We start from the raw sequence: 25,961 nt of genomic DNA, 5'->3' as shown, positions 1-25,961 counted from the left end.
ATCCGGATGCTCCTCGACGACTGGGAGCAGCTGACGCTGAAGAAGCAGGAGCAGGTCATCGGCCGGCGCAAGGGCGACTGCGATTCATATGGTGCGGGCGATAGCGATCATCTCTTCCTGACGACGACGAAGTCGGCGAGCGCGACGAGCTGCGCCCGGACGTGCGCGGGCATCTCGACGCCGTTCAGGGCGCCGACGGCGATCGCGTGCTGCCTGCGGGCCTCCTGAGAGGTCCACTCACGGCCGCCGGCCTCCTCGATGAGGGCTGCCCGGGTGGCGAACTCCTCCTCGGAGAAGCTGTCGAAGTCGTTGCTCTTGGCGTCGGCCGCGAGCAGCTCCCCGAGGCGCTGCGAGGCCGGTCCGCCGGCGGCGAGCGCGGCGACGACCGGCAGGGACTTCTTGCGCTGGCGCAGATCGCTCCAGGTCTGCTTGCCGGTGGCGTCCGGGTCGCCCCAGATGCCCAGCAGATCGTCCACGGCCTGGAAGGCGAGTCCGAGGTGGTAGCCGTACGCCTCCAGTGTGTCGGCGGTGCGGTCGTCCGCCCCGCCGAGCACGGCGCCGATGGAGACGGCGCAGGCGAGCAGCGCCCCGGTCTTGTTGCCCTCCATCTCCAGGCACTCCTCGACGGTGACCCGCTCGCGGTGCTCGTAGGAGATGTCCTGGGCCTGTCCGTCGATCAGCTTGCGGGTCGCGGTGGTCAGCCGCCGGGTCGCCCGGCCGGCATCGACCGTGCCGAGCTCCAGCAGGACCTCGTTGGCCAGGGCGAACAGCGCGTCCCCGACGAGGATCGCCTGGGCCGGGCCGTGCACCTTCCACACGGTGTCGCGGTGACGGCGCTGCTCGTCGCCGTCCATCAGGTCGTCGTGCAGCAGCGAGAAGTTGTGCACCAGCTCGACGGCGACCGCACCGGGGATGCCGGTCTCGGGCGACGCTCCGGCCGCCTCGGCGGACAGCAGGGCGAGCGCGGGGCGTACGGCTTTGCCGCCGTCACCGTCCGAAGGCCGGCCCTCGGCGTCGATCCAGCCGAAGTGGTACGCGGCGACGGTGTCCATGGGCGGTGCGAGCCGGTCCACGGCCGCACGCAGCACCGGCGTCGACATGGTCCGCCCGCGCTCCAGCAGCGCGACGATGTCCACCTCCGCTGCGGTGTCGTCAGCCGGGTTCGCCGAAGGCACTGTCGGCACGGTCTCTCCTCTTGTTCCAGTACTGATGCTCACGCCGCCTCCTTGAGCGGATGTTCATGGGAGCGGCCGAGAGCGGAGAGGGCGGCGCCGGCGGCGCTGAAGCCGCTGCGCACGGCACCCTCCATGGTCGCGGGCCAGCCGGTGGCGGTCCACGCGCCCGCAAGGTACAGCCCCGGCGCACGGGTTCGGGCACCGGGGCGCAGCCTGCCGACGCCCGGGGACGGTGCGAAGGTCGCCGTGCGCTCACGGGTGACGAAGAAGTCGCGCACCTGCGCACCGCGGGCCGCGGGCAACAGCCGCTCCAGCTCCGGCAGATAGCGTGCGCGCAGTTCGGCGACAGGGGTGTCGATCTCGTCCTGGGCGGCCGATTGGGAGAGCGCCAGGTACTGACCTTCCGTCAGTCCCGATGCCTCGGTACGGTCGAACACCCACTGCACCGGGGTGCCCAGCGCGGAGAAGAACGGCCGGCGCAGCACCTTGCGGTCGTACACGACGTGGATGTTGAGGATCGGCGCGGTACCGATGTCGAGCAGCCGGTCGCGGTCCTCGACGGCGCCCTCGGGCAGCAGGGCGTGGGCCTCGCGCTGCGCCACGGCGAGGACGACGGTATCGGCCTCCAGCCGCTCGCCGGCGATGTCCACGTGCCACCGGCCGTGCTCCGCGCGGGAGACGGCGCGTACCCGGTTCGACAGCTCGGTGCGGACGCCGGCGGAGTCGAGGGCCTTGCGGGCGAGGGTGTCGTGCAGGTCGCCGAGCGGCACCCGGGCCCAGCCGATGTCCGCGGCGCCCGGCTCGGAGAGCAGCCCGGTCTTGAAGACCATCGCGGCGAGCCCCATGGAGGCGTTCGGCGCGGTGGCGTTCAGCGTCGCGACTCCCACCAGGTCCCAGAGCGCCTCGATGGTGCGCCGCGACTGACCGTGCCGCCCGAGCCAGGTCGCGAAGTCGATGCCGTCCAGCGCGGGATCGGCCGGGTCGAGCCGGGCGAGCGCAAGCGCTGCGCGTCCGACGCTCGCCCGCTCGGCGAGCGAGAGATGCGGGTAGGTGGCGAGACCGGCAGCGAGGTGCAGCGGCACGGGCAACGCCGTGCGGCGCAGCCGGCCGAGCCGGGGCCCGCCGGCTGCGGCCACGTCCAGGACGGGGACGTCCAGCCGGTCCTGGAGCGGAGCCAGCGCGGCGCCGTCGACGCGATCGAGGAACCAGCGGTAGGCGGTGCAGCAGCGCAGATAGACGTGCTGGCCGTTGTCGACGGTCAGGGCGCCGCGCTGGAAGGAGAAGGCGAGGCCGCCCAGTCGTGGGCGGCCTTCGACGAGAGTGACGCCTACGCCCGCGTCGGCGAGCTGAAGCGCCGCGGTGATTCCGGCCAGTCCTCCGCCGATCACCACCGCGTGCCGGGAACGCATGTCCTCGTCCGTCATGCGACCTCCCCTCGGGCCGTCGCCGTCAGGGACGCCGGACCGGTGCGGACGGTTGCCCGCCGGTTGTGCGTGTCGGGCCGTGGCATCAGGCGCGCCCTCTCTGACGGGTGATGTGCCGGGCGTCGAGCCCCGACAGACCGCGCACCGCCACGAACGCCTTCTCACGGCCGGGCAGTGAGACACGGCCGCGGAGCACCGCCTCGGGGTCGCGTTCGATGCGGCCGAGCAGCCGGCGGTAGATGCCGGCCATGGCGGCGACACAGGCGCCGCTGCGCCGGTCGAGCATGGGCAGCAGCCGATAGCCCTCGGCGAAGAGGGTGCGGGCACGCCGTACTTCGAAGTGGACGAGGCCCGCGAAGTCGGAGCCGGCGGGCGGGGTCGCGGAGTGGAATCCGGCGGAACAGCCGAACTTGGCGAGGTCGTCGGCGGGCAGGTAGGTGCGCCCGTTGGCCGCGTCCTCACGAACGTCCCTCAGGACGTTCGTGAGTTGGAGGGCGAGACCCAGCGTATCGGCGTACTCGGGAGCGCGTTCGGCTGCGCGTGCGCCGGGCTGGGTGCCGAACACGCCGAGGGAGAGCCGTCCGATCGCGCCCGCCACGCAGCGGCAATAGACCTTGAGGTCGTCCCAGGTCTCGTAGGCCTCGCCGCGGACGTCCATCTGGACGCCGTCGATGAGCTCGTCGAGCCCGTCGAGCGGGATCGGGAAGCGCTGTGCCGCGTCCGCGAGGGCGACGGCGACCGGGTCGGTGTCGTCCTCGGCGATCGCCCCCTGCCTGACGCGGTCCAGCAGGGCCCGCGTCACTTCGAGGCGGTCACGCTTGGCCTCGGGCGCGAGCGTGCCGTCGCCGATGTCGTCGACACGACGGGAGAACGCGTACAGCGCGGACATGGCCTGCCGCTTGTCGGTCGGCAGCAGCCTGATCCCGTAGGCGAAGTTGCGCGCCTGCTGTCCGGTGACGGCCTCGCAGTAGCTGTACGCGGCCAGCACCGGTGGCGACACGTCGGTCGGTCCCTCCATCGTCCCGCTCACCCCTCTCTACGCGCTCTTCGCAGGACTGCTCCGACTTCGCGCAGCAGCCTTGTCCTGGCAGGTCTGGGCGGTCCCGGCAGGACGTCGTGACCGGCGGCCGCGATCGCGGCGAGGGCAGCGCGCCCGCCGCCCACGAAGCCGGCGAGCAGCAGCCGCAGCCGGCCGTGGACGCTGCCCACCAGCGGGGTGCCTTCGTCCAGTAGCCGGCCGGCGCGTTCGCTCTCGTAGGCGATCAGGGCACGCACCGCCGCGCTGCCGGCCGGCGCGGCCAGGTCGGCCTCCGTCACCCCGAACCGCTGCATGTCGTCGGCGGGCAGATAGATCCGGTCGCGCGCGAGGTCCTCGGTCACGTCCTGGAGGTGCTCGACGATCTGGAGCGCGGTGCACACGGCGTCGGACCGGCGCACCCGCTCGGGACTGGCGGTGCCGGTGATTCGGAGCACGAGGCGGCCGACGGGGTTGGCGGACAGCTCGCAGTAGGCGAGGAGTTCGTCGTACGTCTTGTAGCGCCGGACCAGTTGGTCCTGACGGTTCGCCGCGATCAGTCCGGCAAAGGGCTCGGGGTCGAGAGAACAGCGGTGCACGGTGGGGAGCAGCCCCCGCAGCAGCGGGTGGTGCGGCGTGTCGTCAGCGTCGGGGGTGAAGACGCGCCGCAGATCGGCCTCGAAGGCGTCCAGCATCACGAGACGGTCGTCGGCGTCGGCCGGGTCCACGCCCAGATGGCGGGCGTCCGCGCCGCCCGGGGCGAGGTCGCCGTCGCCGATGTCGTCGACCAGACGGGCGAAGCCGTACACGGCCATCAGATCGTCGCGCCAGGCGCGCGGCAGGAAGAAGGGGGCCACGGGAAAGTTCTCGTCCGCGGCCTTCTCGAGGGTGGCACGTGCGGAATCATCCGAGGTCGCCACGCGTGTCTGCCGGATGCCGGTCATACGTGGCTGCCCGGCGAGGGGACGGCGAAAGCCTCGAGGAGCTGGAGATTTTCGATCATTGCCGTCACATCTCCCGTTCTACACTGCCGATCCAATCCATCCTATTTCGGACACGCCGCCCGTCGTGCCGTCTGCGGGGTCCCGCCCGTCGGGGGCGATACCGAGGGCGTATCGCCCCACTTGCCGTGATTCAGCACCGGTACAGCTTACGTTGTACAACGCCCAGTGATACGCCGGGGTGTTGCGCGCATTACAAGAACACTCCAATCGCGGTCAACCATCCCTGCCCGGACAGGAATTGACTCGCCCTTGACGTTCGGGCGACGGCTGTCGGGTCCCGCCCGCACGCGGGCCCGTCCGGTGACCCGTCGCCTGACGCGTCGACTGACAGGACGCAGAAAGGCCCCCGCCCGGATGCCAGGGCGGGAGCCTTTTCGCGGACCGGTCCGCAAGGCGATCTAGCGGCCGGTCTCCTTCTCGTACGCCTTGAGGACCTCCGCGGTGGGACCGTCCATCAGCAGCTCGCCCTTTTCCAGCCACAGGACCCGGTCGCAGGTGTCCCTGATGGAGCCGAGGCTGTGGCTGACCAGGAACACCGTGCCCGCGTGCTCCCGCAGCTCCCGGATGCGCTGCTCGGAGCGGATCTGGAACTTGCGGTCGCCCGTCGCCAGCGCCTCGTCGATCATCAGGACATCGTGGTCCTTGGCCGCCGCGATGGCGAACCGGAGCCGTGCGCCCATGCCCGAGGAGTAGGTACGCATCGGCAGGGTGATGAAGTCGCCCTTCTCGTTGATCCCGGAGAAGTCGACGATGTCCTGGTAGCGCTCGCGGACCTCCTCACGCGACATGCCCATGGCCAGGCCACCGAGGATGACGTTGCGCTCACCGGTGAGGTCGCCCATCAGCGCGGCGTTCACCCCGAGCAGCGAGGGCTGGCCGTCGGTGTAGACCTTGCCGTGCTCGGTGGGGAGCAGACCGGCAATGGCCCGCAGCAGGGTGGACTTGCCGGAACCGTTGGTGCCGATCAGGCCGATCGCCTCGCCGCGGTACGCGGTGAAGGAGACACCCCGTACGGCGTGCACCTTGCGCACACCCCGGGACTCGCCCTTGTCACGCTTGATGATCCTGTTCAGGGCGGCGGTGGCGCTGCCCTTGCCGCCGGAGCTGCCGTGCACGCGGTACACGATGTGCACGTCGTCGGCGATCACTGTGGGGACGCGCCCCAGGTTCTTGTCAGCCACGGCCGTACCGTTCTTCAGCCTTCCAGAAGTACACGAATCCACAGATGCCGAAGAGGACCGCCCAGCCCACGGCCCACATCCAGACGTGCGGCGGCAGGTTCTCCGAGCCGTAGCCGTCGATCAGACCGAAGCGGATGAGGTCCATGTAGACCGCCGCGGGGTTCAGCTGGAGGACGTCCGAGATCCAGGCCGGCTTGTCGGCCAGCATGATCGGGATGGAGTACATGACGCCCGAGGCGTACATCCACGTCCGCATGATGAAGGGCATCAGCTGGGCGAGGTCGGGCGTCTTGCTGCCGAGCCTGGCCATGACGAGCGCCAGGCCGGTGTTGAAGACGAACTGCAGAGCCAGCGCCGGGATGACCAGCAGCCAGGACAGACTCGGGTAGCTGCCGAAGCCGACCGCGATCACGAGCAGCACGATCATCGAGAAGAGCAGCTGCTGGAGCTGCTGGAGCGCGAAGGAGATCGGCAGGGACGCCCGGGGGAAGTGCAGGGCGCGGACCAGACCGAGGTTGCCGGAGATCGCCCGGACACCCGCCATCACCGAGCTCTGGGTGAAGGTGAAGACGAAGACGCCGGTGACCAGGAACGGGATGAAGACCTCGTTGGAGATCCCCTCCCTGGTCCCCAGGATGACCCCGAAGATCAGGTAGTAGACCATCGCGTTCAGCAAGGGCGTCACGACCTGCCACAGCTGGCCGAGCTTCGCCTGGCTGTACTGGGCCGTCAGCTTGGCCTGCGAGAAGGCCAGGATGAAGTGGCGTCGGCCCCACAGCTGCCTGATGTACTCGGCCATCCCGGGCCGGGCACCGCTGACCGACAGGCCGTACTTGGCGGCGAGATCCGCCGCGGAAAGACCCTGGTCGGCGGATGGCGGGGCGGTCATCGTGATCGCACCGTCGTGGGTTGTGTCACTCACAAGTTGAAACTTTCGTCTTCAAGATGCGCGGCAGATGGGGGCGCGGCGTCGGACGCGCCGGGTACCCGGACACGCCCGATGCTCTCAGGACCGAGCTTGTCAGATGACAGGAGGTCGGCCCAGTCGGGTGAGCCGCCATACCGTACGCCACTTCATGGGCCGGCGGGGACCGCAGGGGGTCCGCCAGCCCTCCCTGAAGCCGCCCACCCATGCCTTGAGGGCGGACACCGAAGGGCGCCGGACGAGGGTGAGCAGCACCCAGACACCGAGATAGAGCGGCACCAGCGGGGCGGGCAGATTCCGGCGGGCGAGCCAGACCCGGTTACGGGCCACCATGCGGTGATAGACCGCGTGCCGCGACGGGGGCATGGTCGGGTGGAAGAGCACCATGTCCGCGCGGTAGTCGATGGCCCAGCCCGCGTCGAGGGCACGCCAGGCGAGATCCGTCTCCTCGTGGGCGTAGAAGAACTCGTCGGGCAGGGCGCCGACCTCGGCGAGGACCTGCGTACGCACGGCGTTGGCGCCGCCCAGGAAGGTCGTCACCCGCGAGGAGCGCATCGGGTCGGAGGCGCGCAGCCGGGGGACGTGGCGGCGCTGGGTGAGGCCGGTCTCCGGGTCGGCGATGCGGAAGCTGACGATGCCCAGCTTCGGATCGTCGGCGAAGGCCTGGCGCACCAGCTCCGCGGTGTCGGTGCCCGGCAGCAGACCGTCGTCGTCGAGGAAGAGCAGGACGTCGACGGTGGAGCCGGACGGCCCGAAGGCCTCGATGCCGACGTTGCGGCCGCCGGGGATGCCCAGGTTCTCGGGCAGATCCACGGTCCGCACGAACGGGAAGTCCTCGACGCCCGTCACCGGGGCCCCGTTGCCGACGACCACCGTCTCGATCGGGTCGCCGTCCTGCTTGGCGACCGAGTCGAGGAGCGCGCGCAGGTCGTCCGGGCGGTTGCCCATGGTGATGATGACGGCACCGACCTTCAGCGGCTTCACGGCACTCACCTCAGCCTGCTGGACGCGAGGACGGACACCAGGTGCAGCAGCGTCTGGAGCAGCGCGATACCGGCGAGGACGGCGACTCCGAGGCGGGTGAAGAACAGGTCGCCCCGGATCTGGTCCGCCACGGCGAGCGCCAGGATGAGCAGCGACGCCTCGATACCGAGGACCAGCCGGTGGAACTTGAGCGCCCCGGCGGCCCGGCGGGCGAGAGCCATCCCGGAGGAGCGCGGCTCGGCCGCGGCGTCCTTGACCGGCGGCAGTCCGCCCTGGTGGCGCGCGACGCCGACCAGGTCGGTCTCGGCCTTGATCAGGATCGCACCGAGTGCGGCGAGGGTGCCGAGGAACGCCCAGAGCCAGTCGATCGGCCCCGGGCCCCACAGGTCGGCGGCGCGCAGGCCGAGACCGACGAGAACCGCCGCGTCGCACAGATAGGCGCCGACACGGTCCAGGTAGACCCCGGAGAGCGAGAACTGCTTCTTCCAGCGGGCGACCTCACCGTCGACACAGTCCAGCAGCAGGTAGAGCTGGACCGCGACGACGCCGAGAACGGCGCCCCAGATGCCCGGCACCAGCAGCGCCGGGGCGGCGAGCACGCCGCAGATGGTCATCACGTACGTCAGTTGGTTCGGCGTGATCTTCGTGGTGACCAGGAGGCGGGTGATGCGCAGCGAGATCTCGCGCATGTACAGGCGTCCGCCCCAGTGCTCTCCGCTGCGCCGGTCCTTCACTCCCGCCGGGTGAACGACCGGGCGGAGTTCAGCTACGGATGGTCTTGGCATAGTCGGCGTACGCGTCCCTGATCTGATCGGTGGTGAGGTCAAGGTGCTCGAGGATGGTGAAACGGCCCGGACGGGTCTGCGGCGCGTACTCCACGGCTCGGACGAACTCGTCGGCGGTGAAGCCGAGGTCCTCCGGGAGCACGGGCAGCCCGTGTCTGCGCAGCACGGTCGCGAAGAGTCCGGCCTCGTCGTGGGCGCCGCGCAGGTGCATGGCGAAGGCGGCTCCCAGGCCGACCTGCTCGCCGTGCGGAGCGGAACGGCGCGGGTAGAGCAGATCGAAGGCGTGGTTGATCTCGTGGCAGGCGCCCGACGCGGGGCGGCTGTCGCCGGCGACCGACATGGAGATGCCGGTCAGGACGAGACCTTCGGCGAGGACCGTGAGGAAGGCGTCGTCGCCGATGCCGCCGGGGTGCCGCAGGACCGCTTCGCCGGCCTGCCGGGCCATGGCGGCCGCCAGGCCGTCGATGGACTCGCCGGTCACCTTGTGGGACAGCTCCCAGTCGGCGACGCAGGAGATGTTCGAGATGGCGTCGCCGATGCCGGAGCGGATGTAGCGGACCGGGGCCCCGCGGACCACGTCGAGGTCGATGACCACGGCGATCGGCGTGGGGACGCCGTACGAGCCGCGTCCGTTGTCGTTGTCGAGCGTCGAGACGGGTGAGCACAGTCCGTCGTGCGCGAGGTTCGTCGCCACGGCGACCATCGGCAGTCCGACCCGCGCCGCGGCGTACTTCGCCACGTCGATGATCTTGCCGCCGCCGAGGCCGACCACGGCGTCGTAGCGCCGCTTGCCCTTGATGTCGTCGGCGAGCTGCACGGCCGAGTCGATCGTGCCGTCGCAGACCTCGTACCAGTCGGCACCCGGGAGTACCGGCGCCAGCCGCTCGCGCAGGGTCTGGCCGGAGCCGCCGCTGATGGCGATCGCCAGGTTGCCGGATCCGGAGATCCGCTGGTCGGCCAGGAGGCCCGCCAGGTCGTCGAGGGCTCCCGCGCGGATGTCGACGACGACCGGGGACGGGATGAGCCGGGTCAGTACAGGCACGCGATCTCACGGCCCTTCGCGAGGTCGTCGTGGTTGTCGATCTCGACCCACGGGACGTCGCCGATGGGAGCCACGTCGATCCGGAAGCCACGGTTGACGAGCTCCTGGTAGCCGTCCTCGTAGTAGAGGTCGGGGTCGCGCTCGAAGGTGGTCTTCAGGGCGTCGGCCAGCTCCTCGGCGGCCTCGGGCTCGATGAGGGTGACGCCGATGTACTCGCCGGTCGCGGCGGCCGGGTCCATCAGCTTGGTGATGCGCTGCACCGCCCGGTCGCCGTCCGTGATGACCTTCATCTCCTCGTCGGCGAGCTGCTTGACCGTGTCGAGGGCGAGGATGATCTTCCGGCCCTCGCCGCGGGCGGCGAGCAGGGAGTGCTCGACCGAGACCGGGTGGACGGTGTCGCCGTTGGCGAGGATGACGCCCTTCTTCAGCACGTCACGGGCGCACCACAGGGAGTACGCGTTGTTCCACTCCTCGGCCTTGTCGTTGTCGACGAGGGTGAGCTTCAGGCCGTACTTCGCCTCCAGGGCCGCCTGACGCTCGTACACGGCCTCCTTGCGGTAGCCGACGACGACGGCGACCTCGGTGAGCCCGATCTCCGCGAAGTTCTTCAGGGCGATGTCGAGGACGGTGGTGGCCTCGCCGTCCTGTTCGGGGCCTACCGGCACGAGGGCCTTGGGAAGCGTGTCGGTGTAGGGGCGTAGACGCCGTCCGGCACCGGCTGCCAGAACAAGGCCGATCATGCGGGTTCTCCTTCGTCATGAACTGCGGGTGCTGCGGAGGACACCCAGAAGCGGATGCTCTCCACGAGGACCACGAGTGCGACGGCGACAGCGAGGGCCGCCAGCGCGAGGGTGAAGTCGGTGTCGGTGACCAGGGCGGCCAGCAGCACGACGAGCAGGATCCGCCCCTCGTGTCCTCCGGTCGCCCGTACCAGCCAGTGCGGCGGCGCGCCCGTGCCACCGCGGATGCGGTACACCGTGTCGTAGTGATGGTAGGCGACCGCGGCCACCAGGCCGTAGGCCGCCGGCAGTGCTCCGTTCACGTCCGCCGCCACCGCGAGTGCCAGGATCGCCCCGTATTCGGCGGCCCTGAACACGGGCGGGACGAGCCAGTCGAGCGCGCCCTTGAGGGGGCGGGCGACGGCGAGACCGGAGGTGATGACATACGTCACGGCCGCGACCACGGGCCAGATGGATCCGTACTCGCTGAACAGGGCGGCGGCCACCAGGCCCGCGCCGCCCAGGAACGCGATGGCGGGCGGCGCCATCGCCGGGAGCCCGGCGACGAACCTGCGGCCCGCGCGCGCGACCGCCTCCGCGAGCGGTCCCGAGTCGGCGAGGTCCGCCAGCGCCTGCGCGGCGCGGTCGGTCCTGCGCGCCTTGCGGGTGAGGGAGCGCAGCAGCCGGCCGGCCGTGGTGTAGCAGGCGGCGAAGGCGCAGCCGATCAGAAGGGCGTAGAAGACGATCCGGGGTGTGGTCACCGCGGTCAGGACCGCGATCATGGCCCACCGCTCACCGATCGGCAGCACGATCATGCGGCGCACCCACACCGTCCAGCCGACGCTGTCGAGCTTGTCGGAGAGTGCGGCGGTCGGGCTGGTGTTGGACTCGGCGTCGTGGTTCGCCTCGTTGAAGGAGAAGTCCACGACATGGCGGCATGTCTGCAGCACCATCGCGCCCAGCGCCAGCGCCCATACGTCGTCGCCGCTGCGGGCGGCGCCCAGCGCCAGGCCCGCGTAGTAGGCGTACTCCTTGGCGCGGTCGAAGGTGGCGTCCAGCCAGGCGCCCATCGTCGAGTACTGGAGCGAGTACCGGGCGAGCTGGCCGTCCGTGCAGTCCAGGACGAAGGAGAAGAGCAGCAGCAGGCCGGCCGCGATGTACCCGCCGCGGGTGCCGGTGGCCGCGGCACCGGCCGCGATCAGAGCGGTGATCAGGGATGCGGTGGTGACCTGGTTGGGGGTCAGCCCCCGGCGCGCGCACCAGCGGGCGATGTAGCGCGAGTACGGGCTGATGCAGAAGGTGGTGAAGAAGCCGTCCCGGGCCTTCACGGCCGACCGCAGCCGTACCTCTTCGTCGTCGACGGCGGCGACGGCCTGACGGGCTTCGTTGCGGGCCTGCGGATCGGCGGGCACGGTCGCGACGAGCGAGCCGAGCTCGGGCCGGTGGACGAGGGTGCCGGCGGAGTCGAGGGTGTCGGCGAGCAGGCCGGGCAGGTCGGGTGCCCGCAGGGCGGTTCGGGGGCCGGCCGCGGCCGCCTCCGCTGCCGGGGTCACCTCCGCGCTCTGCGGTGCCGCGCCGGGAGCGTCGGCGTCACCGGGCAGGTCCGAGGCTCCGGCGGCCGTCTCCGCCGCGGGCGCGGGTGCCGTGGTGGCCGCGAAGGCCTTCGCGAGAGCCGCACGCGCCTCGGGCTGCGCGGTGAGCGCGCCGGGGACCGCGGACGCCGGGAAGCGGGGGTCCGTCAGGGCGAGGCGCAGGGAGTGGACGTGGCCGACGAAGCGCGCGTCCACCAGCGCGACGCGCTCCGCGGCCGGGACAGCGGCGAGGAGCGCCTCGCTCTCGGCGGCACCCGGAGCGACGCGTACGTCGAAACCCAGTGACCGCAGATCGCCCTCGAGCGACGATCCGGGTACGGGCGGACCGGTGAGGATGGCGGTCGACAGACGGACTCACTCCTTGGAACCGAGGGTGCGGATGCGCGGCGGCTCGGCCCGGTGTGCGGGCGGCGGCTCGTCGGCAGAGGCTATCGGATGCGCTGAGGCCGGAGTTCACTGGCCGTTTACGCCCCGCTCGACACGGCGGAACCCCCGGGAGGGTCCGCGGCCTCATCATTGTCGATCACCGCCTCGCCCGACAAACCGCGGGGCGGGCCCCAGGAACCGTCCGGCCCGGCCCGAACGGCAGACCCTAAGCTGGCGGCCATGACTTGGCTGATCACAGGTGGAGCGGGATACATCGGCGCGCATGTGGCGCTGGCCATGACGGCGGCGGGCGAGAAGGTCGTCGTGCTCGACGACGTCTCGTCGGGGGTCACCGAGCGGCTGCCCGAGGAGATCGAGCTCGTGCGGGGGGCCGTCCTGGACCGCGAGCTGCTGGACCGTACCTTCGCCGATCACGATGTCACCGGTGTCGTCCATCTCGCGGCGAAGAAGCAGGTCGGGCAGTCCGTCGAGCAGCCGCTGCACTACTACCGGGAGAACCTGCACGGGCTGACCGTGCTGCTGGAGGCGGTCGTCGAGGCCGGTGTGCGGCAGTTCCTGTTCTCGTCGTCGGCCGCCGTGTACGGGGTGCCCGAGCTGGACCTGATCCCGGAGTCGGCTCCCTGCGTACCGATCAATCCGTACGGCGAGACGAAGCTGGCCGGTGAGTGGCTGGTACGGGCCACGGGCCGGGCGCACTCGATCTCGACGGCCTGTCTGCGCTACTTCAACGTGGCCGGCGCGGCCCGCCCCGAACTCGCCGACACCGGGGTGTTCAACATCATTCCGATGTTCTTCGACCGGATCACCCGCGGTGAGGCACCTCGCATCTTCGGCGACGACTACCCGACCCCGGACGGCACCTGTGTCCGCGACTACATCCATGTCGCGGACCTGGCCGACGCCCATCTCACCGTGGCCCGCCGGCTGGCCGAGCAGCAGAGCGCCGGTGATCTCACGGTCAACATCGGCCGCGGGGTCGGCGTCTCGGTGCGCGAGCTCGCCGATCTGGTGGGCGAGGTCACCGGTTACGACGCCGGACCGGTCATCGAGCCGCGGCGCGCGGGCGATGCGGCGAAGGCGGTCGCCTCGGTCGACCTGATCGCGGAGGAACTGGGCTGGAGCGCCTCGCGCGGGGTGCGCGAGATGGTGGAGTCGGCCTGGGAGGGCTGGTGCCTGCGGCACCCGGCAGCCCGTTCGAAGTGATCTCCACGCGTCTGACCTGCGGGTCGTTTCCGCAGGTCAGGCGATATGACAACGGTGTTCAGTGCCGTGTTGCCCGGTACCCCGCGGGCGTAGTTCACTGAGGTCTCGGCAGCACGATTTCCAACGACCGGAGGCGTTCTCATGGGGGCTGGGCACGACCACGGGCATGGGCACGGCGGGCCTCCGCCGACCGGCACCGCGGCCTCCGCCTACAAGGGACGGCTGCGCGTCGCGCTGACGATCACGCTCGGCGTGATGCTGCTGGAGATCGTCGGCGGCGTGCTGGCCGACTCGCTCGCCCTGATCGCCGACGCCGCCCACATGGCGACGGACGCGGTCGGTCTCGCGATGGCGCTGCTGGCGATCCACTTCGCCAACCGGCCGGCCGGCGGCAACCGCACCTTCGGCTTCGCGCGGGCCGAGATACTCGCGGCCCTCGCGAACTGTGTGCTGCTCCTCGGCGTGGGAGGCTTCCTGCTCTACGAGGCGGTGGAGCGGTTCATCACCCCGGCCGAGACCAAGGGCGGTCTCGCCATAGCCTTCGCCCTCGTGGGTCTGGTCGCCAACGCCGTCTCCCTCTCGCTGCTGATGCGCGGCCAGAAGGAGAGCCTCAACGTCCGCGGTGCCTACCTGGAGGTGCTGGCGGACACGCTCGGTTCGCTCACCGTGCTGGTGGCGGCGTCGATCATCCTCATCACCGGCTGGCAGGCCGCCGACCCCATCGCTTCACTGGTGATCGGCCTCATGATCGTGCCACGCACCGTGAAACTGCTCCGCGAGACGCTGAACGTCCTGCTGGAGGCGGCGCCCAAGGGCGTCGACATGGCGGAGGTACGCACGCACATCCTCGGCCTGCCGGGCGTGGAGGACGTGCACGACCTGCACGCCTGGACGATCACCTCCGGGATGCCGGTGCTCTCCGCGCACGTGGTGGTGGACCCAGAGGTGCTGGACGCGGTGGGCCACGAGAAGCTGCTGCACGACCTCCAGGGGTGCATCGGCGGCCACTTCGACGTGGAGCACTGCACCTTCCAGCTGGAGCCCGTCGGCCATGCCGAGCACGAGGCCCGGCTGTGCCACTGACGGCCGTGCGCCGGGCTGTTAGGGTGGCGCGACGCCTGAGAGGAGCTGAGTTGATGACCGTCGCAGCGACGGCTGCCGTGTGCAGCCCCCGGTCCGTCCTCGGCTTCCGGGTCACCGGCTGACCCGTATCTCATACGTCGGCCGGAACCCGCACACACGCAAGGGTTTCCACGTTGTCCGACAACGTCATGCACGACGCCTTCTTCGCCCTGCACCACGGTCTTCCGCGGCAGGGTCCAGGTTCTGACGACACCACTCGCCGGCTGCTCGCCCTCGCGGCGCTCGCCGGCCCGCTGCCCGCCACTCCGCGGGTGCTCGATCTCGGCTGCGGCCCCGGCCGCGCCGCCCTCCTGCTGGCCGCCGAGGCCGGCGCCCGGGTGACCGCGGTCGATCTGCGTCAGCCGTTCCTCGACGAGCTGCGGCAGAGCGCCGAAGCCCGCGGGCTCGGCGACGCGATCAGCACCGTCGCGGCCGACATGGCCGATCTCCCGTTCCCCGACGGCTCGTTCGATCTCGTCTGGGCCGAGAGCTCCGCCTACAGCATCGGTTTCGCCACCGCCCTGCGGCGGTGGCGGCGGCTGCTCGCTCCGGGCGGCGCGCTCGTGGTCACCGAGTGCGAGTGGACGACCGGCACCCCGTCGGCCGACGCCCGCGCCTTCTGGGACCAGCACTATCCGCTGCGCACGGGCCGCGAGAACATCGCCGCGGCCGTCGCGGCGGGCTACCACGTTCTCGGGGTGCACCACCAGCCCGAGAGTGACTGGGAGGAGTACTACGGGCCGCTCGGCGTCCGCGCCGACGCGGCCGACCCCTCCGCTCCGGGTATGACGGAGGCGCTCGCCGCCACCCGGGAGGAGATCGCCGTACGCCGCGAGCTGGGCACGGAGTACGGCTACACCGGCTACGTGCTACGGGCCGCCGATCCACGGTGGCGCACCAGGCCGGAGACGGCGGACGACGTCCCGGCGGTCCGTGCGGTCAACGCGTCCGCCTTCCCCACCGCGCAGGAGGCGGGGCTCGTGGACGCCCTGCGGCGGGACGCGGGGGCATGGGTGCCGGGCATGTCGTACGTCGCCGAGGCGCCGGACGGCTCGGTCGCCGCGTACGCGCTGCTCACCCGCTGCCATGTCGGCGACGCCCCGGCTCTGGCCCTGGCGCCGGTCGCCGTGTCACCGGAGCACCAGCGCGGCGGAGCGGGCCAGGCCGTCGTGCGTGCGGTACTCGATGTGGCCCGGATGCAGGGGGAACCATTGGTCCTGGTCCTCGGCCATCCGGACTACTATCCACGGTTCGGTTTCGAACCTGCTTCGCAGTACGGGATCCGGCCATCTTTCGAGGTACCGGATGAGGCCATGATGGCCCTTGCGCTCGACGGTTCCGCCGATGTGCCGCGGGGCACGATCCGCTACCCGGAGGCTTTCGGCGTCTGATGCACGAAACCGTCCCCGCCGCACGCCGGCGCGGCGGGGACGGACATGCCCGGACTGCCGAAGTGCGGACAAGCCGCTTTTGTACGGCAGACTGGGCAGGCCCCCGAGGGCCGAGGACCGACGCGAAGGATGGTTATGCCGACCTCACCCGCCACCGCCACGAACAGCATGCCGAACGGCGTCTCACCAGCGATCCTGCTCGAACTGGTCGACGAGGACGGCAATACCGTCGGCACCGCTGAGAAGCTCTCGGCCCACCAGGCTCCCGGCCGGCTGCACCGGGCGTTCTCCGTGTTCCTCTTCGACGAGCACGGCCGGCTGCTGCTCCAGCGGCGCGCTGCGGGGAAGTACCACTCCCCCGGTGTCTGGTCGAACACCTGCTGCGGACACCCCTATCCGGGCGAGGCCCCGTTCGCCGCCGCCGCCCGGCGGACGCACGAGGAGCTGGGCATCTCGCCCTCGCTGCTCGCCGAGGCGGGCACGGTCCGCTACAACCACCCGGACCCGGATTCGGGCCTGGTGGAGCAGGAGTACAACCACCTCTTCGTCGGTCTGGTGCAGGCTCCGCTGCGGCCGAACCCGGAAGAGGTCGGCGAGACGGCGTTCGTGACGCCGCAGGAACTGGCGGAGCGGCATGCCGAGGGAACGTTCTCGGCGTGGTTCATGACGGTGCTCGACGCGGCGCGTCCGGCGATCAAGGAACTCACGGGTCCGTCCAGCGGCTGGTGACCACCACCCGGGCGGCACGGTGCCGGGGCGGATTCCCGCCGGGCGGTGCCGGAGCGGCGCGGTGCCGGAGCTAGAGCGGCGCGGTGCCGGCGTCCTGCTGCACCGCTGCCGGCCGCGCGTCCGGCCGCAGGGGCAGTGCCGCCCAGATGATCTTTCCGCCGCCGGCAGTGTGCTCGACGTCGCAGGAGCCGCCGGCCTCCAGCGTGATCTCCCGGACAAGCAGCAGTCCACGGCCGCCGGTCTGCCCCCAGTCGGTCACCAGCGCCTTGGGGCGGTAGGGGTGGTTGTCCTCCACCGAGACCCGGATCCACTCGGTGCCGATGGCGACCTCGACGGCGATCTCGGGTGAGAGCAGGGCCGCGTGCCGTACGGCATTGGTCACCAGCTCGGAGACGATCAGCAACAGGCCCTGAACGAGGTCGTCCCGGACCGGTACGCCCTGACGTTTGAGCAGGTCACGTACGGCATGTCGCGCTTGGGGGACCGACACGTCGACCGCGGGTGCGGTGAAGCGCCAGACGCCCTCGTACGACAGTGGCCGGGCCGGGACGCTCCCGCGGCTCTCCATAGTCCGGCACCACCCTCGGCTCGACTGCTCCCGACCATCGAGTAATCAGTGTTGGCAGTGAGTTGGTCCGGACCGGGACGCTGAACAGAAGTCAGCACTTATCGACGCCTTTTGACCGGGTGCGTATGACAGGGTCAAGCGCGCGACTGTTCCTGATCTTCTCCTGGTCTCTTCTCCGGCGGAATCGGACATCTCCTTCGGACCACGGCCGGGTCGACCCCGGCGGGGAGCCGGCGCACCTGCGCGACCACCCGATGGGCGCGGCGGATAGCATCCGCGCATGGAGCAGTCGGAACCGGGGCCGCGGCTGGTGCACACCGTCGCCGACGGCGTCGCCACCGTCGTCATCAGCAATCCCGCCAAGCGCAACGCCATGACCGCCGCGATGTGGCGGGCGCTGCCTGAGCTGCTCAGGCGTCTGGAGGCCGACGCGTCCGTCCGCGCTCTCGTGCTGACCGGCGAGGGCCCGACCTTCTGCGCGGGCGCGGACATCTCGTCGTTGCGGGAGCCCGGTGAGAGCCCGCAGGACCTCGCCGTGCGGGCCGAGGATGCGCTCGCCGCGTTCGCCAAGCCCACCGTCGCGGCCGTGCGCGGCTACTGCGTGGGCGGCGGCTGCCAGCTGGCGGCAGCCTGCGATCTGCGGTTCGCCGAGACGGACGCCCTGTTCGGGGTGACCCCGGCGAAGCTCGGCATCGTGTACCCGTCCTCCTCCACCCGCCGGCTGGTGTCCCTGGTGGGACCCTCCGCGGCCAAGTACCTGTTGTTCTCGGGCGAGTTGATCGACACGGAACGGGCGCTGCGCACCGGGCTGGTGGACGAGGTGCTGCCGCCCGGCGACCTTGGCAAGCGGGTGGCGGAGTTCACCCGGGTCGTGGCGACGCGTTCACAGCTCACTCAGGCCGCCGCCAAGGAGTTCGCGACGGGCCGCACGGACCGGGACGCGTACTGGCAGGCGCAGACGCTCGGCGGCGGCGACACGGCCGAGGGCATCGCCGCCTTCCTGGAGCGGCGCGCGCCGCGCTTCACCTGGACCGTGTGAGGCGGGACCGTCCGAGCGGGGCCGTGTCAGGCAGGGCCGTCCGAGCGGGGCCGTGTGAGGCGGGGCCGCGCGATGCCGTCGGTGTCAGTTCTGCCCCCTCGGGACACCCTCGGCCCCGCGTCGCCACCGGGCGACGATCCGCTCCGGGGCCTTGTCGGGTGAACCGGCGTCGTACGGTGGCTGCGGATCGTATTCGGTCATCAGCTGTACCGTCTGGGCGAGTTCGTCGCCGCCGATCCGGCCCAGCAGGTGCAGCGCCATGTCGATGCCGGACGAGACTCCCGCGGCGGTGACGTACTTCCCGTCGAACACCACCCGTTCACCGGTCGGTTCGGCGCCCAGCGGGACGAGTTCCTCCAGCGCGAGCCAGTGCGAGGTGGCCCGGCGGCCCCGCAGGAGTCCCGCGCCGGCCAGCACGAGCGAGCCGGTGCACACGGACGTGGTCCACGTGCTGGTGGCGTCCACCGCGCGCAGCCACGCGAGGACCGTCTCGTCCCGCATCGCCTCGCGGGCGCCGGGACCACCGGGCACCAGCACGATGTCGGGGGTCGTCACCTCCGTCAGTGCCCGGTCGGCGACCAGGGCGAGCGAGCCCTGGTCGTTGCGTACCGGGCCGGCCTGCCGGGCGACGAAGATCGTCTCCGCACCCGGGACGCGGGCGAGGAGTTCGTACGGGCCGACGGCGTCCAGCGAGGTGAAGCGGTCGAAGAGCAGAATGGCGATCTGCATCGGGTTTCCTTCCGGAGTCGGCGGCTGGTCAGGGTGTGGCGGCAGGCCAGGGGGCGGCGGCAGGCGGTTGTGTGTGCGGCGCCGCGGCGCGGAAGCGGCGGCGGTACTCCGCGGGCCCGGTGCCAGGGCGGGCGACCGTCAGCGCGATGTCACGGCCGTGGTCCTCCTCGACGAGCGCGAGCGTCAGGTCGATGCCCGCCGTGACGCCGGCGGAGGTCGCGATGTGTCCGTCGCGTACGTAGACCGGGTCCGGATCGACCTCGACCCGCGGATAGGTGCGGGCGAAGTGGTCGCAGACGGCCCAGTGGGTGGTGGCCCGCCCGCCGGCCGTCGAGCAGACCGGCCTCGGCGAGCAGCAGCGCCCCGGTGCAGACGGAGACGAGACGCTCGGCCCGGGGGCCGTTCTCACGGAGCCACGCGATCAGGGCCGGGTCGGGACGGCGGGTGCCCTGTCCGCCGGGGACGAGCAGGGTGTGCGGCGTCGGAGCCTCGGCGAGGGTGGTGTCCGGGACCAGGGTCAGTCCGCTGGTCGTCCGTACGGGCGCGGCGCGGAGCGCTGCCGTCCGCAGCGGGTAGCCGCCCCGGCCGCCGGTCACCCTGCCGGCGCCCGTGAAGACCTCCACGGGGCCCGTCACAGTCGAAGAGGACGACGAGCACGGATCGGTCGGTCATGCCTTCATCCTTTGCCGTGCGGCCGGTGTACGCAATGACGAACAACCCACCTTTCCTGCCATGGCGCCGGGCCCGGCCGACGGGCCGAGCGGCGGCACGGGTACCCGCCCTCCCAGCCGTACCGACCAGTCGGTAACGTGGGCCCATGACCTCTTTGCCGCGCGCGGGACGCCGCTGCCACCACGCCCTCAATCCCATGCACTCGACGGTGTACTTCTCGCCCGACCTGGCGTCGGAGATGGCCGGCATCGGCATCGAGGACTCCAGCGCCGCGTACTTCGCGGCCCGCGCCGCCGCCATGGGGCCGGTCGGGCCCGGCGCCGTGACGGCGACCTTCTACAACTTCAACCACGAACTGGTCGCCCGGCACCTGCCGGCGGTGTGGGAGAGCGCGTCGCCCGAGCAGGTGCTGCAGGCGCGGCTGCGCGCCGTGGACACCACGATGCGGCGGCTGCTGGGCGCCGAGGCGATCGCCTCCAAGGAGCTGGCCGAGGCCGCCGAGCTGGCGCTGCGCGCCGCCGAGGCGTGCACGCGCCACGCCCGGCCGCTGTACGCCGCGCACGCCGATCTGCCCGTCCCCGACGAACCGCATCTCGCGTACTGGCACGCCGCGACCCTGCTGCGCGAACACCGCGGCGACGGTCATCTCGCGGCTCTGCTGGCCATGGAGCTGGACCCGCTGGAGGCGCTGGTGAGCCACACCGCCACAGGGCGTGGCATGGCCCCGCGCTGGATCCTCGCGACGCGCGGCTGGCGGCGGACGGACTGGGAGGCGGCCGAGGGCCGGCTGCGGGAGCGCGGTCTGCTCTCCCCGGAGGGTGAACTGACCGAAACCGGCACCGCGCTGAGGGCGGAGCTGGAGGACCTCACGGACCGGATCGACCGCGCCCCGTACGAACATCTGGGTGCCGAGGGCGTCGAGCGGCTCACCGACCTCGCGCGCGGGTTCCTGACGCAGGCGCTGTCGGCGGGTGCCTTCCCGTCGGACGCCGTCGGCTGACGACCGGTGGTCCCGTCCCCGGCAGTGCGCGTCTGCTGACGACGTTTGCCGGGGATCATCACGGCAACCCGACCGGTGCAAGGTCATCGACACTGGAGGTTCTCGTGCGCGCCATCGCAGACGCACTTCGTACCGTCGGCTCCGCCATCGCCACGGTGGTCACGCTGCCCTTCCGCCTGCTCGCCAAGCTCTTCGGCGGTGCGTCCGGCGGCGGACGGCGCACCCACCGCGTGTGAGGCGGCGCGCGACACGGCCCCCGGCCACCCGGCACAATGCACTCTCAAGCATTGCCAGCACGAGAAGGCGAGTCGGGGAACCGTGACGACGTCCATCGAAGGCAGGATCGCCGAGGAAATCGGCGTACGGGAACGGCAGGTCAGAGCGGCCGTGGAGTTGCTCGACGGCGGCTCGACCGTGCCGTTCATCGCGCGTTACCGCAAGGAAGCGACGGAGCTGCTCGACGACGCGCAGCTGCGCACGCTCGAAGAGCGGCTGCGCTATCTGCGCGAGCTGGAGGAGCGCCGGACCGCGGTCCTGGAGTCCGTACGCGAGCAGGGCAAGCTGGACGAGGCGCTGGAAGCGCAGATCCGGGCCGCCGACACCAAGGCGCGTCTGGAGGACATCTACCTGCCGTTCAAGCCCAAGCGGCGCACCAAGGCGCAGATCGCCCGCGAGGCCGGGCTGGAGCCGCTGGCCGAGGGGCTGCTGGGCGACCCGTCGGTGGATCCGCTGTCGGCCGCCGCCGCGTTCGTCGACGCCGACAAGGGCGTGGCGGACGCCGCCGCGGCGCTGGAGGGTGCGCGGTCGATCCTCACCGAGCGGTTCTCCGAGGACGCCGATCTGATCGGCGAACTGCGTGAACGGATGTGGACGCGCGGCCGGCTGGCGGCGAAGGTGCGGAACGGCAAGGAGGAGGCGGGCGCGAAGTTCGCCGACTACTTCGACTTCGCGGAGGCGTTCACCGCGCTCCCCTCGCACCGGGTGCTGGCGATGTTCCGGGGCGAGAAGGAGGACGTTCTCGACCTGTCGCTGGAGCCGGAGGAGCCGTCCGAGCAGCCCGGCCCGTCCGCCTACGAGAACATGGTCGCCCGTCGTTTCGGGGTGGCCGACCGCGGCCGTCCGGCCGACAAGTGGCTGGCGGACACGGTGCGCTGGGCCTGGCGGACGCGGATCCTGGTGCACCTCGGGATCGATCTGCGGCTGCGGCTGCGCACGGCCGCCGAGGACGAGGCGGTACGGGTCTTCGCCGCGAATCTGCGCGATCTCCTGCTGGCCGCCCCCGCCGGTACGCGCGCGACGCTGGGTCTGGACCCGGGATTCCGTACGGGTGTGAAGGTGGCCGTGGTCGACGCGACCGGCAAGGTCGTCGCCACCGACACGATCTATCCGCACGTCCCCGCGAACAAGTGGGACGAGTCCCTCGCGAAGCTGGCACGGCTCGCCGAGGAGCACGCGGTCGACCTGGTCGCCATCGGCAACGGCACGGCCTCCCGCGAGACCGACAAGCTCGCCGGCGAACTGATCACCAGGCACCCGGAGCTGAACCTCACCAAGGTGATGGTCTCGGAGGCGGGCGCCTCCGTGTACTCGGCATCCGCGTTCGCCTCGCAGGAACTGCCGGGCCTCGATGTGTCGCTGCGTGGCGCGGTGTCTATCGCGCGCCGCCTCCAGGACCCGCTGGCCGAGCTCGTGAAGATCGACCCCAAGTCGATCGGCGTCGGCCAGTACCAGCACGACCTGTCCGAGGTGAAGCTCTCACGCTCGCTGGACGCGGTCGTCGAGGACTGTGTGAACGGCGTCGGTGTCGACGTCAACACCGCGTCCACACCGCTGCTTTCCCGGGTGTCGGGCATCGGCGCGGGCCTCGCGGAGAACATCGTCGCCCACCGCGACGCCAACGGCCCCTTCCGCTCCCGCAAGGCGCTCAAGGACGTCCCACGGCTCGGCCCGAAGGCGTACGAGCAGTGCGCGGGCTTCCTGCGGATCCGCGACGGGGACGATCCACTCGACGCCTCCAGCGTGCACCCGGAGGCCTATCCGGTGGTGCGCCGGATGGTGAAGACGGCGGGCGAGCAGGTCGCCTCGCTGGTCGGCAACGCGCCGGTGCTGCGCTCGCTGAGGCCGGCCGACTTCGTCGACGACACGTTCGGACTGCCGACGGTGACGGACATCCTGCGAGAGCTGGAGAAGCCGGGGCGCGACCCGCGGCCCGCCTTCAAGACGGCCACCTTCAAGGACGGTGTCGAGAAGATCGGCGACCTGACGTCGGGGATGATCCTCGAGGGCGTGGTGACCAACGTGGCGGCGTTCGGCGCGTTCGTCGACATCGGTGTCCACCAGGACGGCCTCGTCCATGTCTCCGCCATGTCGAAGACCTTCGTCAAGGACCCGCGGGACGTGGTCAAGCCCGGCGACGTGGTGAAGGTGAAGGTGCTCGACGTCGACATCCCGCGCAAGCGGATCTCGCTGACCCTGAGGCTGGAGGACGAGGCCGCCCCCAAGGCGCCGGCCGGCGGACCGCGCCAGCAGCGCGGTGAGCGCGGCGGGCGTGCGCCCCAGCAGCGCCGTCAGCAGGGCGGCGGCCGCGGCGGGGACCGGCAGGCCCCTCCCCCGGCGAACAGCGCGATGGCGGACGCACTGCGGCGTGCGGGTCTCACGGACCCGGGCCGGGGGCGCTGACGCTCCTCAGCACGCCGAAGGGGCCCCGCAGGAGGGTGACTGCGGGGCCCCTTCGCATGTGCCGGACAGGGGCTGGCCTCCGGGGCCGGTCGACCTTCCGGCGGGCCGCCCTCTCCGGGCCGGTCGGCCTTCCGGCGGGCGTTCCCGGCCGGTCATCGGGCAGGCCGGCTTCCGTGCGGCCGGCTGTCCGGCGGGGTCAGCTCTCCGGCGAGCACTCCACGTCGAGGAGCTTCAGCGGCTTCGAGGCGTCCAGGTCCACCAGGGCGCACAGTTCCGCGGTGACCTCGCCGTGGTCGCCCCAGTGGGTCGTCACGGTGGCCCAGCCGACCCGCGCGGACTGCGCGGTGGTCACCTTGCCGACGTCGATCGACCGCGGCGCGTTCTGCGCGCAGAGCAGGACGTCGAGGCCGGGGTTGGCGGCCGCCTTCTCCTTGAGCAGGTCGGAGACACGGTTCCTGCGGTCCGCCCCGGAGGGCCCGGGCTCGCCGTAGAACCGGTCGAGGAAGGTGTGGATCTCCTTCGCGGTCCAGCGGCCGTTGACGTCCACGGTGGGGGCTGCGGAGGCCGGGGAGACGGCGGCGAGCGAAAGCCCCAGTCCGAGGACGGCCGCGACACGACGGCCGGAACGACGGGAAGTGCGGAACATTCTGGGTACCCCGTTTCATGATTTCTGCCCATTCACCGGGCCGGTCACGGGAGTAGATCCGCAAGGGGTACCGAAGGTTGTCGCGTACAGCCCCGCTGTTGCCGTCCCGGGACGCTACCCGGACGCGTGCGTGACACCGGTACGGGCCGGTCTCCTCGGCCGTTGCTCCCCGGGAACCCCGGGATCCGCCGTCAGGAGAGCTCGGTGACCTTGCCGTCGGCCACTTCGACACGGCGCGTGGTGTGGACCGCGTCGAGCATCCGCCGGTCGTGCGTGACCAGCAGGAGAGTGCCCTGGTACGAGTCGAGGGCCGTCTCCAGCTGCTCGATCGCGGGCAGGTCCAGGTGGTTCGTCGGCTCGTCGAGCACGAGGAGATTGACACCGCGTCCCTGGAGCAGCGCCAGGGCGGCGCGGGTGCGCTCCCCCGGCGAGAGGGTCGTAGCCGGGCGCAGCACATGCGTGGCCTTGAGTCCGAACTTGGCCAGCAGGGTGCGTACATCGGCCGGTTCGGTGTCCGGGACGGCCGCGCAGAAGGCGTCGAGCAGCTTCTCGGTGCCGTAGAACAGCCCACGGGCCTGGTCGACCTCGCCGACGACGACGCCCGAGCCGAGCGAGGCCTGGCCCGAGTCGAGGGGCAGGCGTCCGAGCAGGGCGGCGAGGAGAGTGGACTTGCCGGAACCGTTGGCGCCGGTGATGGCGACCCGGTCCGCCCAATCGATCTGGAGCGAGGCCGGCCCGAACCGGAAGTCGCCGCGGCGCACCTCCGCCTCGCGCAGGGTGGCGACGACCGATCCGGAGCGCGGGGCGGACGCGATCTCCATCCGCAGTTCCCACTCCTTGCGCGGCTCGTCGACGACGTCGAGCCGTTCGATCATCCGCTGCGTCTGGCGGGCCTTGGCCGCCTGCTTCTCGCTCGCCTCGCTGCGGAACTTGCGGCCGATCTTGTCGTTGTCGCTCGCCTTGCGGCGGGCGTTCTTGACGCCCTTGTCCATCCAGGACCGCTGCATCTGCGCGCGGCCTTCGAGGGCGGCCCGCTTGTCGGCGTACTCCTCGTAGCCCTCGCGGGCGTGCCGGCGGGCCGTCTCCCGTTCCTCCAGATAGGCCGCGTAGCCGCCGCCGTACAGGGTGATCTGCTGCTGCGCGAGGTCGAGTTCGAGGACCTTCGTGACCGTGCGAGTGAGGAACTCGCGGTCGTGACTGACGACGACCGTGCCGGCCCGCAGTCCGCGGACGAACGCCTCCAGCCGCTCCAGGCCGTCCAGGTCGAGGTCGTTGGTCGGCTCGTCGAGCAGGAAGACGTCGTAGCGCGAGAGCAGCAGGGATGCCAGTCCCGCGCGTGCCGCCTGGCCTCCGGAGAGTGCGGTCATGGGGAGGTCGAGTCCCACGGTCAGCCCGAGGGTGCCGGCGACCTCATCGGCGCGCTCGTCGAGGTCGGCCCCGCCGAGTCCGAGCCAGCGCTCCAGACTCGTGGCGTACGCGTCGTCGGCGCCGGGTGCGCCGTCGACGAGCGCCTGGGTCGCCTCGTCCATGGCCTCCTGCGCGGCGGCGACACCGGTGCGACGGGCCAGGAACTGCCGCACGGTCTCGCCGGGGCGGCGTTCCGGCTCCTGCGGGAGGTGCCCGACCGTGGCGGAGGGCGGCGAGAGCTTGAGCTCGCCCTCCTCGGGCCGGTCGAGACCGGCGAGCATCCGCAGCAGTGTCGACTTTCCGGCTCCGTTGGCGCCGACCAGGCCGATCACGTCGCCGGGTGCGACGACGAGGTCCAGCTCGGCGAAGAGCGTACGGTCGCCGTGTCCTGCGGCGAGATCCTTGGCGACGAGAGTGGCAGTCATCAGACCGCGATCCTAACGGGGCCGGGTCCCGGTGGACCGCCCGGCCGGGTCGGAGCGGAGCGGTGCTCCTCACGCCGGGGCGCCGCTGGTGGACCTACCGGAGTCGCGATCGTCGGCA

23 protein-coding genes and 2 pseudogenes are annotated in these 25,961 nt (G+C 71.4%); 9 read left to right on the top strand and 16 right to left on the bottom strand.

Annotation, left to right across the window (positions count from 1 at the left end):
* A pseudogene (locus tag ABTX78_RS21645) lies at window positions 1–99 on the top strand (hypothetical protein); the annotation flags it as partial.
* An 8-nt stretch (window positions 100–107) separates the two neighbouring features.
* Here the strand turns inward: ABTX78_RS21645 and ABTX78_RS21640 are convergent.
* The 11 genes from ABTX78_RS21640 to ABTX78_RS21590 all read right to left on the bottom strand — a co-directional run bounded on the left by ABTX78_RS21640 (window position 108) and on the right by ABTX78_RS21590 (window position 12,194).
* A complete protein-coding gene (locus tag ABTX78_RS21640; protein ID WP_352208414.1) occupies window positions 108–1,175 on the bottom strand; it encodes a polyprenyl synthetase family protein in 1,068 nt (355 codons plus the stop codon).
* A 38-nt stretch (window positions 1,176–1,213) separates the two neighbouring features.
* Entirely contained in the window at window positions 1,214–2,599 is a 1,386-nt protein-coding gene (gene hpnE, locus ABTX78_RS21635) for a hydroxysqualene dehydroxylase HpnE (RefSeq protein WP_352208398.1), read from the bottom strand.
* A gap of 85 nt (window positions 2,600–2,684) precedes the next feature.
* Window positions 2,685–3,617, bottom strand: a complete 933-nt coding sequence (gene hpnD / locus ABTX78_RS21630) for a presqualene diphosphate synthase HpnD (RefSeq protein ID WP_352208397.1) — start codon at window positions 3,615–3,617, stop codon at window positions 2,685–2,687.
* 8 nt (window positions 3,618–3,625) lie between these two features.
* Window positions 3,626–4,558, bottom strand: a complete 933-nt coding sequence (gene hpnC, locus ABTX78_RS21625) for a squalene synthase HpnC (protein ID WP_352208396.1) — start codon at window positions 4,556–4,558, stop codon at window positions 3,626–3,628.
* A 458-nt stretch (window positions 4,559–5,016) separates the two neighbouring features.
* Entirely contained in the window at window positions 5,017–5,799 is a 783-nt protein-coding gene (locus ABTX78_RS21620; protein ID WP_313942884.1) for an ABC transporter ATP-binding protein, read from the bottom strand.
* A complete protein-coding gene (locus ABTX78_RS21615; protein WP_352208395.1) occupies window positions 5,792–6,721 on the bottom strand; it encodes an ABC transporter permease in 930 nt (309 codons plus the stop codon). Before ABTX78_RS21615 ends, ABTX78_RS21620 begins: the two co-directional genes overlap by 8 nt.
* Before the next feature lie 99 nt (window positions 6,722–6,820).
* Window positions 6,821–7,672 (bottom strand): glycosyltransferase family 2 protein, encoded by an 852-nt coding sequence (locus ABTX78_RS21610; protein ID WP_352208413.1) that lies wholly within the window; start codon window positions 7,670–7,672, stop codon window positions 6,821–6,823.
* 41 nt (window positions 7,673–7,713) lie between these two features.
* On the bottom strand, window positions 7,714–8,493 hold the full coding sequence (locus ABTX78_RS21605) for a CDP-alcohol phosphatidyltransferase family protein (protein WP_352208394.1): 780 nt from the start codon (window positions 8,491–8,493) through the stop codon (window positions 7,714–7,716).
* Window positions 8,471–9,535, bottom strand: a complete 1,065-nt coding sequence (locus tag ABTX78_RS21600; protein WP_352208393.1) for an iron-containing alcohol dehydrogenase family protein — start codon at window positions 9,533–9,535, stop codon at window positions 8,471–8,473. Before ABTX78_RS21600 ends, ABTX78_RS21605 begins: the two co-directional genes overlap by 23 nt.
* On the bottom strand, window positions 9,523–10,275 hold the full coding sequence (locus ABTX78_RS21595) for a phosphocholine cytidylyltransferase family protein (protein ID WP_352208392.1): 753 nt from the start codon (window positions 10,273–10,275) through the stop codon (window positions 9,523–9,525). The genes ABTX78_RS21600 and ABTX78_RS21595 overlap by 13 nt, the downstream gene beginning before the upstream one ends.
* Window positions 10,272–12,194, bottom strand: coding sequence for a DUF5941 domain-containing protein (locus ABTX78_RS21590; protein WP_502993924.1), 1,923 nt, complete (start codon window positions 12,192–12,194; stop codon window positions 10,272–10,274). Before ABTX78_RS21590 ends, ABTX78_RS21595 begins: the two co-directional genes overlap by 4 nt.
* 258 nt (window positions 12,195–12,452) lie before the next feature.
* Here ABTX78_RS21590 and galE point away from each other — a divergent pair, with 258 nt between their 5' ends.
* The 4 genes from galE (at window position 12,453) to idi (ending at window position 16,678) form a co-directional block, all read left to right on the top strand.
* Complete coding sequence (gene galE, locus ABTX78_RS21585; RefSeq protein WP_352208390.1) at window positions 12,453–13,436, top strand: UDP-glucose 4-epimerase GalE; 984 nt, start codon at window positions 12,453–12,455, stop codon at window positions 13,434–13,436.
* A gap of 141 nt (window positions 13,437–13,577) precedes the next feature.
* Window positions 13,578–14,519: a cation diffusion facilitator family transporter gene (locus tag ABTX78_RS21580; protein WP_352208389.1), complete on the top strand. Its 942-nt coding sequence runs from the start codon at window positions 13,578–13,580 to the stop codon at window positions 14,517–14,519.
* Between the two features lie 188 nt (window positions 14,520–14,707).
* Window positions 14,708–15,949 carry a GNAT family N-acetyltransferase gene (locus ABTX78_RS21575; protein WP_352208412.1) on the top strand — a complete coding sequence of 414 codons (1,242 nt, stop codon included), beginning with the start codon at window positions 14,708–14,710 and terminating at the stop codon, window positions 15,947–15,949.
* A gap of 135 nt (window positions 15,950–16,084) precedes the next feature.
* A complete protein-coding gene (idi, locus tag ABTX78_RS21570) occupies window positions 16,085–16,678 on the top strand; it encodes an isopentenyl-diphosphate Delta-isomerase (protein ID WP_352208388.1) in 594 nt (197 codons plus the stop codon).
* Window positions 16,679–16,748: 70 nt separating this feature from the next.
* Here the strand turns inward: idi and ABTX78_RS21565 are convergent, their stop codons facing one another.
* The gene (locus ABTX78_RS21565) at window positions 16,749–17,246 is read right to left on the bottom strand and encodes an ATP-binding protein (RefSeq protein ID WP_352208387.1); all 498 of its coding nucleotides are present in this window, start codon (window positions 17,244–17,246) and stop codon (window positions 16,749–16,751) included.
* A gap of 280 nt (window positions 17,247–17,526) precedes the next feature.
* Here ABTX78_RS21565 and ABTX78_RS21560 point away from each other — a divergent pair, with 280 nt between their 5' ends.
* The gene (locus tag ABTX78_RS21560) at window positions 17,527–18,285 is read left to right on the top strand and encodes an enoyl-CoA hydratase/isomerase family protein (protein WP_352208386.1); all 759 of its coding nucleotides are present in this window, start codon (window positions 17,527–17,529) and stop codon (window positions 18,283–18,285) included.
* An 84-nt stretch (window positions 18,286–18,369) separates the two neighbouring features.
* Here ABTX78_RS21560 and ABTX78_RS21555 read toward each other — a convergent pair whose 3' ends face one another.
* Together ABTX78_RS21555 and ABTX78_RS21550 are read right to left on the bottom strand one after the other, a co-directional pair.
* Window positions 18,370–19,014 (bottom strand): DJ-1/PfpI family protein, encoded by a 645-nt coding sequence (locus tag ABTX78_RS21555; protein ID WP_352208385.1) that lies wholly within the window; start codon window positions 19,012–19,014, stop codon window positions 18,370–18,372.
* 127 nt (window positions 19,015–19,141) lie between these two features.
* A pseudogene (locus ABTX78_RS21550) lies at window positions 19,142–19,686 on the bottom strand (AraC family transcriptional regulator); the annotation flags it as partial.
* 145 nt (window positions 19,687–19,831) lie between these two features.
* On the opposite strand from ABTX78_RS21550, the gene ABTX78_RS21545 reads away from it, so the two are divergent.
* The 3 genes from ABTX78_RS21545 to ABTX78_RS21535 all read left to right on the top strand — a co-directional run bounded on the left by ABTX78_RS21545 (window position 19,832) and on the right by ABTX78_RS21535 (window position 23,365).
* Window positions 19,832–20,686, top strand: a complete 855-nt coding sequence (locus ABTX78_RS21545) for an SCO6745 family protein (protein WP_352208384.1) — start codon at window positions 19,832–19,834, stop codon at window positions 20,684–20,686.
* Between the two features lie 104 nt (window positions 20,687–20,790).
* The gene (locus ABTX78_RS21540) at window positions 20,791–20,922 is read left to right on the top strand and encodes an LPFR motif small protein (protein ID WP_352208383.1); all 132 of its coding nucleotides are present in this window, start codon (window positions 20,791–20,793) and stop codon (window positions 20,920–20,922) included.
* Between the two features lie 82 nt (window positions 20,923–21,004).
* A complete protein-coding gene (locus ABTX78_RS21535; RefSeq protein ID WP_352208382.1) occupies window positions 21,005–23,365 on the top strand; it encodes a Tex family protein in 2,361 nt (786 codons plus the stop codon).
* A gap of 196 nt (window positions 23,366–23,561) precedes the next feature.
* Here ABTX78_RS21535 and ABTX78_RS21530 read toward each other — a convergent pair whose 3' ends face one another.
* Together ABTX78_RS21530 and ABTX78_RS21525 are read right to left on the bottom strand one after the other, a co-directional pair.
* Window positions 23,562–24,011 carry a hypothetical protein gene (locus ABTX78_RS21530; RefSeq protein ID WP_352208381.1) on the bottom strand — a complete coding sequence of 150 codons (450 nt, stop codon included), beginning with the start codon at window positions 24,009–24,011 and terminating at the stop codon, window positions 23,562–23,564.
* Window positions 24,012–24,202: 191 nt separating this feature from the next.
* Window positions 24,203–25,843 carry an ABC-F family ATP-binding cassette domain-containing protein gene (locus ABTX78_RS21525; RefSeq protein WP_352208380.1) on the bottom strand — a complete coding sequence of 547 codons (1,641 nt, stop codon included), beginning with the start codon at window positions 25,841–25,843 and terminating at the stop codon, window positions 24,203–24,205.
* Window positions 25,844–25,961 lie beyond the last annotated feature (118 nt).

Source organism: Streptomyces sp. NPDC096193 (assembly GCF_040302905.1).
Lineage (GTDB): Bacteria > Actinomycetota > Actinomycetes > Streptomycetales > Streptomycetaceae > Streptomyces.
Note: the sequence above shows the minus strand (reverse complement) of the source record. Positions and strands in the feature narration are given on the sequence as shown.

What these genes read in the sequence shown, in the direction of transcription:
- hpnC (WP_352208396.1), bottom strand. Translation starts at nt 4,558, where the DNA reads ATGACCGGCATCCGGCAGACACGCGTGGCGACCTCGGATGATTCCGCA.
- ABTX78_RS21580 (WP_352208389.1), top strand. Translation starts at nt 13,578, where the DNA reads ATGGGGGCTGGGCACGACCACGGGCATGGGCACGGCGGGCCTCCGCCG.
- idi (WP_352208388.1), top strand. Translation starts at nt 16,085, where the DNA reads ATGCCGACCTCACCCGCCACCGCCACGAACAGCATGCCGAACGGCGTC.
- ABTX78_RS21575 (WP_352208412.1), top strand. Translation starts at nt 14,708, where the DNA reads ATGCACGACGCCTTCTTCGCCCTGCACCACGGTCTTCCGCGGCAGGGT.
- ABTX78_RS21595 (WP_352208392.1), bottom strand. Translation starts at nt 10,275, where the DNA reads ATGATCGGCCTTGTTCTGGCAGCCGGTGCCGGACGGCGTCTACGCCCC.
- ABTX78_RS21530 (WP_352208381.1), bottom strand. Translation starts at nt 24,011, where the DNA reads ATGTTCCGCACTTCCCGTCGTTCCGGCCGTCGTGTCGCGGCCGTCCTC.
- hpnD (WP_352208397.1), bottom strand. Translation starts at nt 3,617, where the DNA reads ATGGAGGGACCGACCGACGTGTCGCCACCGGTGCTGGCCGCGTACAGC.
- hpnE (WP_352208398.1), bottom strand. Translation starts at nt 2,599, where the DNA reads ATGACGGACGAGGACATGCGTTCCCGGCACGCGGTGGTGATCGGCGGA.
- ABTX78_RS21610 (WP_352208413.1), bottom strand. Translation starts at nt 7,672, where the DNA reads ATGGGCAACCGCCCGGACGACCTGCGCGCGCTCCTCGACTCGGTCGCC.
- ABTX78_RS21525 (WP_352208380.1), bottom strand. Translation starts at nt 25,843, where the DNA reads ATGACTGCCACTCTCGTCGCCAAGGATCTCGCCGCAGGACACGGCGAC.
- galE (WP_352208390.1), top strand. Translation starts at nt 12,453, where the DNA reads ATGACTTGGCTGATCACAGGTGGAGCGGGATACATCGGCGCGCATGTG.
- ABTX78_RS21565 (WP_352208387.1), bottom strand. Translation starts at nt 17,246, where the DNA reads ATGGAGAGCCGCGGGAGCGTCCCGGCCCGGCCACTGTCGTACGAGGGC.
- ABTX78_RS21605 (WP_352208394.1), bottom strand. Translation starts at nt 8,493, where the DNA reads ATGCCAAGACCATCCGTAGCTGAACTCCGCCCGGTCGTTCACCCGGCG.
- ABTX78_RS21545 (WP_352208384.1), top strand. Translation starts at nt 19,832, where the DNA reads ATGACCTCTTTGCCGCGCGCGGGACGCCGCTGCCACCACGCCCTCAAT.
- ABTX78_RS21555 (WP_352208385.1), bottom strand. Translation starts at nt 19,014, where the DNA reads ATGCAGATCGCCATTCTGCTCTTCGACCGCTTCACCTCGCTGGACGCC.
- ABTX78_RS21560 (WP_352208386.1), top strand. Translation starts at nt 17,527, where the DNA reads ATGGAGCAGTCGGAACCGGGGCCGCGGCTGGTGCACACCGTCGCCGAC.